This window comes from Pseudomonas sp. S30, assembly GCF_016518545.1.
Classification (GTDB): Bacteria; Pseudomonadota; Gammaproteobacteria; order Pseudomonadales; family Pseudomonadaceae; genus Aquipseudomonas.
The window spans coordinates 561,909-575,910 of record NZ_JACVTO010000001.1 but is presented as its reverse complement, the minus strand read 5'-3'; the positions used below and the strand labels follow the sequence as shown (position 1 = coordinate 575,910).

General features: G+C 64.4%; 12 protein-coding genes. 5 read left to right on the top strand and 7 right to left on the bottom strand.

From position 1 onward, the window contains the following. Positions 1-12 precede the first annotated feature (12 nt). On the top strand, positions 13-843 hold the full coding sequence (gene nudC / locus IAE34_RS02675; RefSeq protein WP_200137291.1) for an NAD(+) diphosphatase: 831 nt from the start codon (positions 13-15) through the stop codon (positions 841-843). A gap of 9 nt (positions 844-852) precedes the next feature. Here the strand turns inward: nudC and IAE34_RS02670 are convergent, their stop codons facing one another. From IAE34_RS02670 to IAE34_RS02655, 4 genes are all read right to left on the bottom strand, one after another. Continuing rightward, positions 853-1,632, bottom strand: coding sequence for a TSUP family transporter (locus IAE34_RS02670; RefSeq protein ID WP_200137290.1), 780 nt, complete (start codon positions 1,630-1,632; stop codon positions 853-855). A gap of 100 nt (positions 1,633-1,732) precedes the next feature. Next, on the bottom strand, positions 1,733-2,356 hold the full coding sequence (locus IAE34_RS02665) for a glutathione S-transferase family protein (RefSeq protein ID WP_200137289.1): 624 nt from the start codon (positions 2,354-2,356) through the stop codon (positions 1,733-1,735). Positions 2,357-2,392: 36 nt separating this feature from the next. Next, the gene (gene glsB, locus IAE34_RS02660) at positions 2,393-3,328 is read right to left on the bottom strand and encodes a glutaminase B (RefSeq protein ID WP_200137288.1); all 936 of its coding nucleotides are present in this window, start codon (positions 3,326-3,328) and stop codon (positions 2,393-2,395) included. Positions 3,329-3,436: 108 nt separating this feature from the next. Then, a complete protein-coding gene (locus tag IAE34_RS02655; RefSeq protein ID WP_200137287.1) occupies positions 3,437-5,437 on the bottom strand; it encodes a DNA topoisomerase III in 2,001 nt (666 codons plus the stop codon). A gap of 245 nt (positions 5,438-5,682) precedes the next feature. On the opposite strand from IAE34_RS02655, the gene IAE34_RS02650 reads away from it, so the two are divergent. Further along, entirely contained in the window at positions 5,683-7,533 is a 1,851-nt protein-coding gene (locus IAE34_RS02650; RefSeq protein ID WP_200137286.1) for a polyurethane esterase, read from the top strand. 39 nt (positions 7,534-7,572) lie between these two features. Here the strand turns inward: IAE34_RS02650 and IAE34_RS02645 are convergent, their stop codons facing one another. The 3 genes from IAE34_RS02645 to IAE34_RS02635 form a co-directional block, all read right to left on the bottom strand. Next, positions 7,573-8,544 carry an endonuclease gene (locus tag IAE34_RS02645; RefSeq protein ID WP_200137285.1) on the bottom strand — a complete coding sequence of 324 codons (972 nt, stop codon included), beginning with the start codon at positions 8,542-8,544 and terminating at the stop codon, positions 7,573-7,575. Positions 8,545-8,594: 50 nt separating this feature from the next. Further along, on the bottom strand, positions 8,595-8,834 hold the full coding sequence (locus IAE34_RS02640) for a DUF1654 domain-containing protein (protein WP_200137284.1): 240 nt from the start codon (positions 8,832-8,834) through the stop codon (positions 8,595-8,597). 207 nt (positions 8,835-9,041) lie between these two features. Further along, complete coding sequence (locus IAE34_RS02635) at positions 9,042-10,133, bottom strand: asparaginase (RefSeq protein WP_200137283.1); 1,092 nt, start codon at positions 10,131-10,133, stop codon at positions 9,042-9,044. A gap of 320 nt (positions 10,134-10,453) precedes the next feature. Between IAE34_RS02635 and IAE34_RS02630 the strand changes: the two genes are divergently transcribed. Genes IAE34_RS02630 through IAE34_RS02620 form a run of 3 tightly spaced genes read left to right on the top strand, consistent with a single transcriptional unit; the run spans position 10,454 to position 14,002 of the window. Beyond that, complete coding sequence (locus IAE34_RS02630) at positions 10,454-11,407, top strand: sugar ABC transporter substrate-binding protein (RefSeq protein ID WP_200137282.1); 954 nt, start codon at positions 10,454-10,456, stop codon at positions 11,405-11,407. Between the two features lie 49 nt (positions 11,408-11,456). Then, positions 11,457-13,010 (top strand): sugar ABC transporter ATP-binding protein, encoded by a 1,554-nt coding sequence (locus IAE34_RS02625; RefSeq protein ID WP_200137281.1) that lies wholly within the window; start codon positions 11,457-11,459, stop codon positions 13,008-13,010. Further along, entirely contained in the window at positions 13,007-14,002 is a 996-nt protein-coding gene (locus IAE34_RS02620) for an ABC transporter permease (protein WP_200137280.1), read from the top strand. Before IAE34_RS02625 ends, IAE34_RS02620 begins: the two co-directional genes overlap by 4 nt.

Genomic DNA, 14,002 nt, shown 5'->3' with positions numbered 1-14,002 from the left:
AGGAAGGTGATCATGTCAGCACGCTGGACTACCGCAGTACTCGACCCGCAGATCGCTGGAGGCTGGGCTGTCGCCCGCAGTCCGGCGGGGTTTCTGGTGGATGACAATGGCGCCCTGTTTCCCCGCCAGTGGCTCAAGGACCAGCCTCTGGATGTGCTTGGCGAGCATGGCATCGGCCATTTCGATGGCCAGCCGGTGTTCCTGATCGAATTGCGAGCGGCCTGTGAGTTGCCTGGCCTGCACTGGCGCGGCTTGCGCCAGTTCATGCTCGAGGGCGATTTCGACACCTACAAGATGCTGGGCTACGCGGCGCAGATCGGCACCTGGGCCCGCGAGCACCGGTTCTGCGGCAGTTGCGGTCAGGCGATGACGCAGATTCGCTGGGAGCGGGCGATGCACTGCCAGGCCTGCGACCTGCGCAGCTATCCGCGCATTTCACCGAGCATGATCGTGCTGGTCACCCGTGGCGACGAGATCCTGCTGGCGCGCTCACCGCGTTTCGTCAGTGGGGTCTACAGCACCTTGGCCGGGTTCGCCGAACCGGGCGAATCGGCCGAAGACTGCCTGGTGCGTGAAGTGCGCGAGGAAGTGTCGGTCGAGGTGCGCAACATCCAGTATGTGGGCAGCCAATGCTGGCCGTTCCCTCACTCGATGATGCTGGGGTTCCATGCCGAGTACGCAGGCGGCGACATCGTCATGCAGCCGGACGAAATCGAAGATGCCCGCTGGTTCGACGTCCACGACCTGCCGCCGCTGCCGGCCGGCCGCTCCATCGCCCGTCATCTGATCGACCTGTACGTGGCGCGCCGGCTCGGGCTGCCGGAGCCGGTCTTGCCGAGTTGAGCCGTACCTTCAGGCCTGGCCGAACCAGTGCTGCCAGGCCAGGCGTACGGTCAAGGCCAGGACCACGGTGATGAACACCGGGCGGATGAACTTGCTGCCGCCGCTGATCGCCGTGCGTGCGCCGAAGAAGGCGCCCCCCATCACCGACAGGCCCATGGTCAGGCCGACGATATAGTCCACCTGGCCGGAAACCACGAACACCGTGAGCGCTGCGATGTTGCTGACGAAATTCATGCTGCGCGCCACGCCGCTGGCGCGCACCAGGTCGATGGGGTAGAGCAGCAATGTGCTCACGGTCCAGAAAGCACCGGTGCCTGGCCCGGCCACGCCATCGTAGAAGCCCAGGCCAAGCCCTTGGGGCAACTGCCATTTGCGCTTGATCGGCGCCTCGGCGTCCAGTGGCGCCTTGGGCGTGCCGCCGAACAGCAAGTACAGGCCGCAGGCGAAGACGATCACCGGCAGCATTCTGTTGAGCCACTCGGCAGGCATGTAGTGCGCCGCCACCGCGCCCAGCAGCGCCCCGACCAAGGTGCCCAGGGCCGCTCGTCGCCATTGCCGGGGATGGAACAGCTTGCGTCGATAGTAGGCGAAACTGGCAGTGGCCGAACCGAAGGTCGAGCTCAGTTTATTGGTGCCCAGGACCAGGTGCGGTGGCATGCCGGCTGTGAGCAATGCGGGAGTGGTGAGCAGCCCACCCCCGCCGGCGATGGCGTCGATGAAACCGGCGACGAAGGCGACTGCGGCGAGAATCAGCAGGGTGAGCGGTTCTACGGTGAGTTCGAAGGGCATGGGGCAGCTTTCAGACAGCGGGGCGGGGCGCGACAAATCGACGCGCACGAGCGGCCATGTTAATCGCCCACGAGCGACCTGGCCAGGTCCGGCGCAGCTTTCAGGGCAGCCCGTCGTCGCCGTACAGGCAAAAGCCTTCATGCGTCGTCAGGCGTGCGAAATAGTCGGCCACGGCGGGCAGGTCCGGACGCTCGAAGGGGGTGCGTAGCCACCGATTCACCGACAGACCGATGGGGATGTCCGCCAATGTGAAGACCTTTCCAGCGGCGTAAGCCCCCGTGGCCGCCAGTTGCCGATCGAGTATCTGCATGTAGCGTGACCACTCGGTGATGCTGGCGCCAAGGGCCTGTGGATCCTGGTGCGCGCTCGATTGTCGGACGCGTGCCATGAAGGTATAGCTCCAGGCGCGGTTGAGATCAGACGCTTGCCAGTCGATCCACTGATCGACACGTGCCCGCTCCACCGCGTCCCGTGGATACAACGACGCAGATGCGTAGCGGTTGGCCAGGTAACGGATGATGGTGTTCGACTCCCATAGCGTGAGGTCGCCGTCCTGAATCACCGGAACCATCGCGTTGGGGTTCAGCGCAACGAACGCGGGGGTCTGCGTGGACTGAAAGCCCGACCCCCAGTCTTCACGACAGAACGGCAAGCCGATCTCGGCGCAGGTCCACAGCACCTTGCGTACATTGATGGAGCTGGCCTTGCCCAGGATTCGCAACATGTGATCGTCCTTGATATGTAAGTGACAGTGACGCCGTCAGCGAGAGGGCTCCTGGGCGACGGCGGAGAATACCGAGCCGGTCATGCGCTCGCTGAGCAACTCCAGCACTCGCATGCCGGCCAGCGAGTTGCCCGAGGCATTGAGTGCCGGCGACCATACACAGATGCTGTAACGCCCCGGCATCACGGCGACGATGCCACCACCCACGCCACTTTTACCCGGCAGCCCCACGCGGTAGGCGAAATTGCCCGCTTCGTCGTAGAGCCCGCTGGTCGCCATGATCGCGTTGACCTGTTGCGCCTGGCGAGGGCTGAGCACCTGCTTTCGGCTATGGGGACAATACCCGCTGTTGGCCAGAAAGGCGAAGCCGCGGGCCACATCCACGCAGCTCATCGACAGTGCACAGTGGTGGAAATAACTGCGCAGTACCGCATCGACATCGTTATGGAAATTGCCGAACGCCTGCATCAGGTAGGCCATGGCGGCATTGCGGGCGCGGTGCTGGTACTCCGACTCAGCCACCACGGCGTCGCTGACCACGCGTGGGTTGGCTGAGAGACGCCTGACGAAATCGCGCATCGACAAATTCGGCGTGGCATAGCGTGACTGGTTGATGTCGCAGATCACCAGGGCGCCGGCGTTGATGAACGGGTTGCGCGGCCGGCCCTTTTCCACCTCCAGCTGAACCAGCGAATTGAAGGCTTGCCCAGACGGCTCGTAGCCCAGACGGGTCCACAGGCTTTCCCCGCTGTGGCTGATCGCCTGGACCAGGCTGAACACTTTGGAGATGCTCTGGATCGAAAAGGGCGTGCGCGCGTCACCTGCGCAGTGCAACTGACCGTCCAGGCTCTGCACGGCGATACCGAGCTGGTGCGGGTCGACCTGGGCCAGGGCGGGAATGTATTGGGCAACCTGGCCCTGATCCAACAGCGGGCGGACGTGATCGAGGATCTCTTGCAGGAGTGCTTGCATGGTGGCCTGACAGGATGGAGAAATGCTATGGGTCTGCTGTACGAGACGTACGCCGCCCACGTGGGGACACAGCCTCACGGGCGCTGGCAGAGGTGTAGCCATCCCTGCTCAGCGCGGCTTGACGGTGCGTGACGATGCCGTCTTGCGAGGTTTGCTGCCTTTTGCGGCGGCTGCGGTCTTGCGTTGCTTGCCGCTGCGGCGTTTCTGCTTCCATGGCGTGCCGTTGCCGGCTGCGGGCGGGCCGCTGATGCTCAGGCGCAAACCCGTGCAGCGCTGCACGAGCTTGCCCATCCAGGTCGACTGACGCGTGAGAAATTCCTCGAGGGTCATTTCTCCACTCTGCACCATGTCCAGCGCCTGCTCCCAGATGGCGGTAGTGCCAGGGTCGGCGATGGCTCGGGGGACAGCGTCGATCAGGCTGAAGGCTGCCGCGGTGGCCGCCAGGGCCTTGCCCGACTTGGTCAGGTAGCCCCGATCGATCAGACCCTGGATGATGCTGGCGCGAGTCGCTTCGGTGCCGATGCCGGTGGTCTCCTTGAGCTTCTGCTTGAGCTTGGGATCGTCCACCCATTTGGCGACGTTTTTCATCGCCTTGATCAGATCGCCTTCGGTGAATGGCTTGGGTGGCTGGGTCCACAGGTCCTTGAGGTGGACTTCGCGGACCTGGCAGTCGTCACCCTCCTGCAAGGCCGGAAGCACCTGAGCTGGCGGCGCCTCGCGCGTTCTGGTGGAGGAGGTGTTCGATGCACCGGCTTGGGCGGATGCGGTGAGCGCTTCGGGCAGTGCCCGGCGCCAGCCAGGCTCGACGATCCGTTTGCCGACCGCGCGCAACGCCTGCTCTGCGCATGCCAGGTCGGCCTGGGTGCGGTCGAATTCGTGGTTGGGCAGGAACTGCGCGAGGTACCGGGCACGGATGAGCGTATAGACCGCCTTGTGTTTGGCGGGCAGGCGCGCAGGGTCGCTGGCCGCGACGGTCGGAATGATTCCATGGTGGGCAGTGACCTTGCCATCGTTCCACGCACGCGAACGGCGCTGCGCTTGCAGATAGGGCTGCAAGGGCGTCAGGCTCGTATCGGCGCGCTGCAGCGCCGCGAGAATGGCCGGCGCCTCGGCATGCTGGCTCAGGGGCAGATAACCACAGTCGCTGCGCGGATAGGTGATCAGCTTGTAGGTCTCGTACAGCGCCTGGGCGACATCCAGAGTTTCCTGGGCGCCCAGACCGAACTTCTTCGAGCACAGTTCCTGCAGCGTGCCGAGGTCGAAGGGCAGCGGAGCCGCTTCGCGCACGCGCTCTGTCTTCACCTTCATCACCCTCGCGCTGCCGGCGGCGCGCATCTGCTCGGCAGCCCGTTGCGCCAGTTGCGGATCCAGGCAGCGGCCCTGGTCGTCGCAGACAGCCTCGGGCGCATGCCACTGCGCCATGAAGTTCTGGTCTGAATGGCACAGTTGCACCTCGATAGCCCAATAGGCCACCGGCACGAAGTTGGCAATGCTGCGGTCACGATCGACCACCAGACGCAGGGTCGGCGTTTGCACACGGCCGACTGGCAGTACCCCTTGATAACCGGACTGACGCCCGAGCAGGGTGAACAAGCGGCTCATGTTCATGCCGATGAGCCAGTCCGCCCGTGAGCGACCCAGCGCACAGTGGTAAAGGCTGTAGGTCTCGTTGCCCGGACGCAACTGGCCCAGTGCCTTGCGGATGGATGCATCGTCCAGCGCCGACAGCCACAGGCGCTGGATGGGGCCGCGATAGCGACAGTGCTCCACCAGCTCGCGGGCGATCATTTCGCCCTCGCGGTCGGCGTCGGTGGCGATCACCAGCTCCCGGGCTTCTCCCAGCAAGCGCTTGACTGCCTTGAACTGGCTGGCGGTCTTGGGCTTGACCAGCATCTTCCAGCGCTCGGGGACGATGGGCAGGTCGTCCAGGGACCAACGCTTGTAGCGGGCGTCGTAGCTGTCTGGCGGTGCGGTCTCGAGCAGATGGCCGATGCACCAGGTCACGCACACGTCAGTGCCCTGCCAGCAGCCATCCCCCTTGCGGGTGGCACCCAGCACCTTGGCGATATCCTTGGCCTGAGAGGGTTTTTCACACAGAAAGAGACGCATGGCGGCAACTGCTTGAGCGGTGGCGATGGGTACAGGATGCGCAAGCCTGGCCGTGCAGGCAAGCTTTATCTGTATGGATGTACAGGGTTGTGCGAGAAGATATGTCCTGAAGATTGGCTTGTTCGCCTTCCTGTCGGATCTGGCTGAGCGCTCGATCCCGTGCCAGCGTTATCCAACGGCCCCCGGACGCGTCGTTCGGCGATGTCGTCAGGGATCGATATTCACTCAGCACAAGGATGTTCTGCATGCCACTGTTCTCCTATCGCTCGCTCGACCCGGCCGCCTCGGCCGCGCTCTTCAGGGACGCGCTGGCATTGTCCAGCTACGCCTACCACGCCATCGACGATGGTTTCATCAAGGGCTACCAGCAGCACGGCTTCGGCCTCGGACTGCCCGCCACCTTGGTCAAGGCCTTGATCGGCGGCACCGACAGTCAGGGAGTGGTCCCCGGAATCCCCTGGAATCCCGACGCCGAGGTACAGGCCCTTGAGCGGATCCAGTCGGCCGGCTGGACACCCATCAGCGCGGCGCAGCTAGGTTATCGGGGCCACACCGATGCGCGCGGTACCTTCCACGGAGAAGTGCCGGGCTACACCACCGCACAGGTCGAGGTGCTCGCGCGTCACGGCGACGATGGTCGACTCACCGGTATCGGCATCGCCTTTCGCGGCACCAGCGGTCCCCGCGAAAACCTGATCGGCGATACCCTCGGCGATGCCATCCACGACCTGCTCGCGGCCATCGGTCCTGCGGACTATTCGCGAAACTACGCCGGCAACGCGTTCGATCGGCTGCTGGGTGACGTCGCCACCTTCGCCACGGCGCACGGCCTGACCGGCGCCGATGTCACGGTCAGCGGCCACAGCCTGGGCGGACTGGCCGTCAATAGCCTGGCCGACCTGAGCGACAGTCGCTGGGGCGGGTTCTACCAGCAGGCGCGCTACGTGGCCTTCGCCTCGCCGACCCAGGCAGCAGATCCGGACACGGTCCTCAATATCGGCTACGAGAACGACCCGGTGTTCCGCGTACTCGACGGCACCTCCACCACCTGGGCGACGCTGGGCGTGCACGATGCGGCCAAGCCCTCGACCACCGACAACATCGTCAATTTCAACGATCACTACGCCTCCGATGCCTGGAACCTGCTGCCGTTCTCCATTGGCAACATCGCCACCTGGCTTTCCCACCTGCCGGCAGCCTACACCAATGGCCTGACCCGCGTGGTCGACTCGCCGTTCTACCCCTGGACCAGCCGCGACTCGACGGTGCTGGTCAGCAATCTGTCGGACGCTACCCGTGCAACGACCTGGGTACAGGACCTCAACCGCAACGCCGAGCCCCACGTCGGCAGCACCTTCATCGTCGGGTCCGACCAGGACGACCTGATCCAGGGCGGGCGCGGCAACGATTACCTCTATGGCGGTGCCGGCAGCGACACCTTCCGTGACGCCGGTGGCTTCAACTTGATCGATGGCGGCAGCGGTCATGACACCCTGCAGCTGCAGGAGGCCCTGGCGCGTGTCTCTATCGCCCGCGACGGCGAGGGTACGTTGTATGTGCGCGATGCAGCGGGCGGTATCAGCCTGGTGCGCAATGTCGAGACCGTCGTCAGCAAGGAGGCCAGCCTGATGGTCCTGAGCAAGGACGTCGCCCACGCGCTGACGTCTGAAGGGCTGCTGAGCAGCGGCAAACTCGCCCCTTACGCGTTGTCGCTGCAAGGCGGTCAGGGTGCCGATCATTTGCAGGCTTCGGCGCAGGGCAGTTGGCTGTTCGGCCTGGCTGGCGATGATCGGTTGATGGGGGGAGCCGGCGACGACGTGCTGGTCGGTGGCGAGGGCGATGACCTGCTCAGTGGCGGAGCGGGGCGCGATACCTTCATGTTCAGTGGCCACTTCGGACACGACCGGGTGTTGGACTTCGCAGCCGAGGATCGGCTGGTGTTCATCGGCGTGGAGGGAGGGACCACCCTGCCCGACTGGCGGGACCACCTGAGTCGGGAGGGCGACGATTTACGGCTCAGTTTCGGCACCGACAGCGTCACCCTGGTCGGCGTGGCCGGCCAGGGTCTGCTCGATGGGCAGATCGTCATCGCCTGATTCGCCTGGCCGCGCGGCGGCGGCATGACCCTTGCGTGCTCAGCGGCAGTTGCCGGCCTTGCGATAACCCGCCGATCTGGCCTGAGCTTCGGACTCGAAGGTGACGAGATTCTTCGCCGAGACCTGGCCATAGCTCGGGCAGCCGTTGGGCAGGTGATACACACGGCTGTTCTGGTTGCCGACGATTCGCCCCGTGGCGCCGCTGTCGGCCTTGGCCTGCGGCGAGACGGCTGCCGGCTTGGCCGGGGCGCCCGGAAGCTGGCTGACCAGACCGTCACCCGTGGCCTTGTAACCCGCGCTCCACTGCCGTTCACCGCTGACGAACGGGTTGCCGTGGCCCATGACCCCGGCGATGCGGCGGTCGCGCTCACGCTCCCAGGCCGACACTGGATACTGCCTGTCCCAAGCCATCAGCAGTTGCTGCTGCTGACGCGACATGTTCAGCCCATAGCGGTCGAACATGTAGAACGTGGTGCGTGCCACCAGACCCTTGACCTCGTCGCGGGGTTCGGCGGCGCGCTGGTTGAAGTCCACGCGGGTCTTGCACTGGCCGTACTGCGGCGCGACGCCGGAGGCCATGCCATAGTTGAAATTGCTGCGATCGCCGTTCACTTCGCCCACGGCCGGATAGAGGTTGAACAGGTCCGCTTCCATGGCGCGAAACACCGGATCGTCGTCCACGCAGTGCTCGCGGCCGCCATTTTTCCAGCACTGGCGCTGATGGCCGAAAGTCCAGGCCGGGACGATGTGTTCCCACTCGGTGCGGTCTGCGCGGTTGGCCTGCTTGCGCGGTTGCAGGCCACAGGAGGCGGGATCGATGCGCCCGCCGGACTTGCCGACCCAGGTCCACTGACAGCCGCAATACAGGTCGCCCATGGCACTGTTGGCCTGGTCGAGATAGATCTTCTGCTTGGCGACTACCTTGGCTTCGGCGAAGGTGGCGGGAGGGGCGGCGAATGCAGGGAGGGTGGAGCACAGCAGCAATGCCAGGATGGACAACGGTTTTTTCATGGATCAACGCACAATCAGGGGTCGGTGGAAAGAGAAGGTGAGGCGTGAAGTCAATCGTCCTTGGGAACCGTCCAGAAGATCTGGATACCGCCATCGTCTCGGTGAGCGAGGGTGACGTTGTCGTTCTCGGCAATTTCCTCGAGCAGGGTTTCCCAGTCGCCGATCGACTCGTGGGCGAGGCGGAAGATCAAGGCGGCGCGACTGCGCTGAGCGGCTGGAGCATTGATGATCTTCTGGATGCGCGCACCCAGTTGCGCATAGCTGCTGGGCGCAGCGGCAGGACTGGCCATGGGGATTTCCTTGTTTTAGCTGTATGCGCGTACAGTATTTGAACATCAGGATTTTCGCAACAGGCGAGGGGCGACTGCGCACTGGAGAGTACGAATCGGCTGGAGAGATCGGATCGCGGTGGGCTGTCGAGTGAACCGAAGGCCCGGCATCCGTTATTCGAGCGGAGGCCGGGCAGGGCGTTGCGTTCAGACAGTGACGAGTGCCTGTCAGTATTCCCAGAAGATGCGCTGCAGCTCCTTGCTGTCCTGGGTCTTGGTCATCGCCACCATCGCCAGGATGCGCGCTTTCTGCGGGTTCAGGTCATGGGCCACGACCCAGTCGTTCTTGTCATCCGGCTGCTCGGCGTTACGCAGTACGAAACCTCCCTGGTTGACGTGGGAGGAGCGAATGATCTGCACGCCATTCTTGCGCAGTTCCTGAAGTGCCGGCACCACGCGCGAGGACACCGAACCGTTGCCGGTTCCCGCATGGATCAAGGCCTTCGCGCCGTTTTGCGCCAGGGCTTTGTAGGCAGTGTCGGTCACGTTGCCATAGCCGTAGGCGATGTCGACCTGGGGCAGGCTGCTGATCTGCTTGATGTCGAACTCGGAGTTGATGGTGTGACGCTTGGCCGGCAGGCGGAACCAGTAGGATTTGCCCTCCACCACCATGCCCATCGGGCCCCAGGCGCTCTTGAAGGCTTCGGTCTTGATATTGACGGACTTGCTGACGTCGCGACCGGACTGGATCTCGTCGTTCATGGTCACCAGCACGCCCTTGCCGCGCGACTGCTGGTCGCTGGCCACGGCCACCGCGTTGTACAGGTTGAGCATGCCGTCGGCCGACATCGCGGTGCCTGGGCGCATCGAACCGACGACCACGATGGGCTTGTCGGTCTTTTCCACCAGGTTGAGGAAGTAGGCGGTTTCTTCCAGCGTGTCGGTACCGTGGGTGATGACGATGCCGTCGACGTCCTGGCGGTCGGCCAGTTCGGCGACGCGCTTGGCCAGCTTGAGCAGGTCATCGTTGCCGATGCTTTCCGAGGCGATCTGCATGACCTGCTCGCCACGGACCTTGGCGATGTCGGCCAGCTCCGGCACACCGGCGATCAGCTTGTCGACGCCTACCTTGGCGGCCTGGTAGGTGGCGCTGTTGGCCGCGCTGGCGCCCGCGCCGGCGATGGTTCCGCCCGTGGCGAGGATGACGACGTTGGCGAGTTTCTTCTGCTGTTCGGCTTCTTCGGCGCTCACTGTCATGGGCAGGGCGAGGAGCAGGGCGAGGGCGGTTGGAGCAAATGTCTTGAGTGTCGCGGCGTGCATTTTTCTTCTCTCTTCCAAGTGAGATGGCTGTTTTATTCGCACTGCAGTGTAGGCAGGTTCCGTACCAACAGCGGACAATTCAAGCCTCGCACGCTGGGATCGGTATCGCCGCACGTTTGCGAACACGAACGTGTTCGGAGCCCCGAACAGACCTTCGAAACCTGGTCGGTAATCCGACTCCTAGGGCAGGTTACACTTGCTGAGAGGCCTGCCCGCGTCGGCGGTGAGATGTTATTTGACAAAAGCCGGCGCGGTTCGCATAGTTAGTCAACGCAAACGTTTGCGATCCGATAAAAAACACAAGATTCGGAGTTGATATTATGAAACTGCCATTCCCCGGCCGTCTGCTGGCCGTCGCTGTACTCTCCACCCTGTCCCTCGCCATGTCCCTGCCTGCCGCTCATGCCGAGGACAAGCCCAAGGTCGCACTGGTGATGAAGTCCCTGGCCAACGAATTCTTCCGCACCATGGAGGACGGCGCCAAGGACTATCAGAAAAGCCATCCCGACGAATTCGACCTGATCGCCAATGGCATCAAGAACGAGACCGACACGGGCGAGCAGATCCGTATCGTCGAGCAGATGGTCAACGCCGGTGCCAAGGCGCTGGTCATCGCGCCTGCCGACTCCAAGGCGCTGGTGTCCGCGGTGAAGAAGGCGATGGATCGCGGCGTGGTGGTGATCAACATCGACAACCGACTCGACCCCGAACTGCTCAAGAGCAAAGGCATCAGTGTGCCGTTCGTCGGCCCCGACAACCGCAAGGGCGCACGCATGGTGGGCGACTACCTGGCCAAGGAGAAGCTCAAGGCCGGTGATCAGGTCGGCATCATCGAAGGCGTGTCGACCACCACCAATGCCCAGCAGCGCACCGCCGGCTTCGAAGATGCAATGAAGGCCGCGCAGATGAACATCGTCTCCGTGCAGTCCGGCAACTGGGAGATCGACAAGGGCAACGCGGTCGCCGCTTCGATGCTCAACGAGTACCCCGACCTCAAGGCGTTGCTGGCGGGTAACGACAGCATGGCGCTGGGTGCGGTCTCGGCGGTGCGCGCGGCGGGCAAGACCGGCCAGGTGCAGGTGGTGGGCTATGACAACATCAATGCCATCAAGCCGATGCTCAAGGATGGCCGTGTCCTGGCCACGCTCGACCAGGCTGCCAGCCAGCAAGCTGTCTTCGGCATTCAGGCGGCGCTGAAGATGGTCAAGGGGGAAAAAGCCGATGTGGATGCCGACAACGTCATCCAGACCCCCGTGAAGCTGATCACCCAGTGATGTGACCCGCCTCGGCCCTTGGTCGAGGCGACCTAGGAGAGAAAGGGCCATGTCCGTACCGGCCAATGAAGTGGTGCTCGCCGTCAGCGGGCTGGGCAAGACCTATGCCCAGCCGGTGCTCAGCGATGTCAACCTGGCGCTGCACGCCGGCCAGGTGCTTGCCCTGACCGGTGAGAACGGGGCTGGCAAAAGTACCTTGTCCAAGCTCATCAGCGGACTGGAAACCCCTACTCAGGGGCAGATGAGCTACCGCGGTCAGCCTTATAGCCCATCCAGTCGCAGCGATGCCGAGCGCCTCGGCGTACGCATGGTGATGCAGGAACTCAACCTTCTGCCGACCCTGACGGTCGCCGAAAACCTGTTCCTCGACAACCTGCCCAGCCGTGCCGGCTGGATCGACCACAAGCGCCTGCGTCAACTGGCCAGGGCGGCCATGGCCCAGGTCGGCCTCGACGCCATCGACCCGGACACGCCGGTCGGTGAGCTGGGCATCGGTCATCAGCAGATGGTCGAAATCGCCCGCAACCTCATCGGCGACTGCCATGTGCTGATCTTCGACGAGCCCACCGCCATGCTCACGGCGCGGGAGGTCGAGCTGTTGTTCACCCAGATCGAACGTCTGCGCCAGCGGGGCGTGGCCATCGTCTACATCTCCCACCGGCTCGAAGAGCTGCAGCGGGTGTCGCAGCGCATCGCTGTGCTGCGCGACGGCAGGCTGGTGTGCGCCGAGCCGATCGCTCGCTATGGCAGCAACGAGCTGGTCAACCTGATGGTCGGCCGCGAGGTGGGCGAGCACATTGATCTGGGGCGCCGCGAGATCGGTGCGCCACTGCTCAAGGTTCGGAACATGAGCCGTGGCGACAAGGTGCGCGATGTGTCCTTCGAGGTAAGGGCCGGGGAGATCTTCGGCATCTCCGGGCTGATCGGGGCGGGGCGCACGGAGCTGCTGCGGCTGATCTACGGCGCCGACCGCGCCGACGGTGGCAGTGTGCAGTTGGGTCAGCCGCTGCGCCCGGTGACCATCGACTCACCGAAGGCCGCCGTACGAGCGGGCATCGCACTGATCACCGAGGACCGCAAAGGCGAGGGCCTGCTGCTGCCGCAGTCGATCAGCGCCAACGTTGCGCTTGGCAATCTGGGCGCGGTCTCCCGTGCCGGGGTGCTCGATACCCAGGCCGAGCGGCAGCTGGCCGAGCGGCAGATCGCTGCCATGCGCATCCGTAGCGCCAGCCCTGCTCAGCCGGTCGGCGAGCTGTCCGGCGGCAACCAGCAGAAGGTGGTGATAGGCCGCTGGCTGGAGCGCGACTGCCAGGTACTGATGTTCGACGAACCGACCCGCGGCATCGACGTCGGCGCCAAGTTCGACATTTACGGCCTGCTGGCCGAACTGGCGCGCCAGGGCAAGGCCCTCGTGGTGGTCTCCAGCGACCTGCGCGAATTGATGCTGATCTGCGACCGCATTGCGGTGCTGTCTGCCGGCCGCCTGATCGAAACCTTCGACCGCGACGGCTGGAGCCAGGACCAGATCCTCGCGGCCGCCTTCGCCGGTTACCAGAAACGTGACGCACTGCTGCACGATGCAGCTCCCAGGATGGACGCATGAAGACTCCCACCCTCGATCCCGTCGGCAACAAGCCGGCCCGCCGCTCCGGTACCTACTTCGGCCTGGGCACCTACCTGGGGCTGGCCGGGGCCTTGCTGGCGATGATCGTGCTGTTCTCATCGCTCAGCAGCCACTTTCTGTCCTACGCCACCTTCAGCACCTTGGCCAACCAGATTCCCGATCTGATGGTGCTGGCGGTGGGCATGACCTTCGTGCTGATCATTGGTGGCATCGATCTTTCGGTGGGCTCGGTACTGGCCCTGGCAGCGTCCACTGTCAGCGTGGCGATCCTCGGTTGGGGCTGGAGCGTGCTGCCGGCCGCCTTGCTGGGCATGGCCGTCGCCGCACTGGCCGGCAGTATCACCGGGGCAGTGACCGTGGCCTGGCGTATCCCGTCGTTCATCGTCTCGCTCGGCGTGCTGGAGATGGCCCGAGGCCTGGCGTACCAGTTCACCGACTCGCGCACCGCCTACATCGGCGACGCATTCGCCTGGTTCTCCGATCCCATTGCCTTCGGCATCTCGCCGGCATTCATCATCGCCTTGCTGGTGATCCTGATCGCGCAGCTGGTGCTCACCCGTACCGTCTTCGGCCGCTACCTGATCGGTATCGGCACCAACGAGGAAGCCGTGCGCCTTGCAGGCATAGATCCGCGCCCGTACAAGGTGCTGGTGTTCGCCCTCATGGGGCTGCTCGCCGGGCTGGCCGCGCTGTTCCAGATCTCGCGCCTGGAGGCTGCCGACCCGAACGCAGGTTCCGGGCTGGAACTGCAGGTGATCGCCGCCGTGGTGATTGGCGGCACCAGCCTGATGGGCGGGCGTGGCTCGATCATCAGTACGTTCTTCGGCGTGCTGATCATCTCGGTACTGGCCGCAGGCCTGGCCCAGATCGGGGCCTCCGAGCCGACCAAACGCATCATCACCGGCGCCGTGATCGTCGTCGCGGTGATCCTCGACACCTACCGTAGCCGGCGTGCGACGCGGCGGAACTGA

Bases quoted from the DNA above. Each gene is read 5' to 3' on its own strand.
- IAE34_RS02670 (WP_200137290.1), bottom strand. From the start codon at position 1,632: ATGCCCTTCGAACTCACCGTAGAACCGCTCACCCTGCTGATTCTCGCC.
- IAE34_RS02640 (WP_200137284.1), bottom strand. From the start codon at position 8,834: ATGGCCAGTCCTGCCGCTGCGCCCAGCAGCTATGCGCAACTGGGTGCG.
- IAE34_RS02630 (WP_200137282.1), top strand. From the start codon at position 10,454: ATGAAACTGCCATTCCCCGGCCGTCTGCTGGCCGTCGCTGTACTCTCC.
- IAE34_RS02665 (WP_200137289.1), bottom strand. From the start codon at position 2,356: ATGTTGCGAATCCTGGGCAAGGCCAGCTCCATCAATGTACGCAAGGTG.
- nudC (WP_200137291.1), top strand. From the start codon at position 13: ATGTCAGCACGCTGGACTACCGCAGTACTCGACCCGCAGATCGCTGGA.
- IAE34_RS02635 (WP_200137283.1), bottom strand. From the start codon at position 10,133: ATGCACGCCGCGACACTCAAGACATTTGCTCCAACCGCCCTCGCCCTG.
- glsB (WP_200137288.1), bottom strand. From the start codon at position 3,328: ATGCAAGCACTCCTGCAAGAGATCCTCGATCACGTCCGCCCGCTGTTG.
- IAE34_RS02645 (WP_200137285.1), bottom strand. From the start codon at position 8,544: ATGAAAAAACCGTTGTCCATCCTGGCATTGCTGCTGTGCTCCACCCTC.
- IAE34_RS02625 (WP_200137281.1), top strand. From the start codon at position 11,457: ATGTCCGTACCGGCCAATGAAGTGGTGCTCGCCGTCAGCGGGCTGGGC.
- IAE34_RS02655 (WP_200137287.1), bottom strand. From the start codon at position 5,437: ATGCGTCTCTTTCTGTGTGAAAAACCCTCTCAGGCCAAGGATATCGCC.
- IAE34_RS02650 (WP_200137286.1), top strand. From the start codon at position 5,683: ATGCCACTGTTCTCCTATCGCTCGCTCGACCCGGCCGCCTCGGCCGCG.
- IAE34_RS02620 (WP_200137280.1), top strand. From the start codon at position 13,007: ATGAAGACTCCCACCCTCGATCCCGTCGGCAACAAGCCGGCCCGCCGC.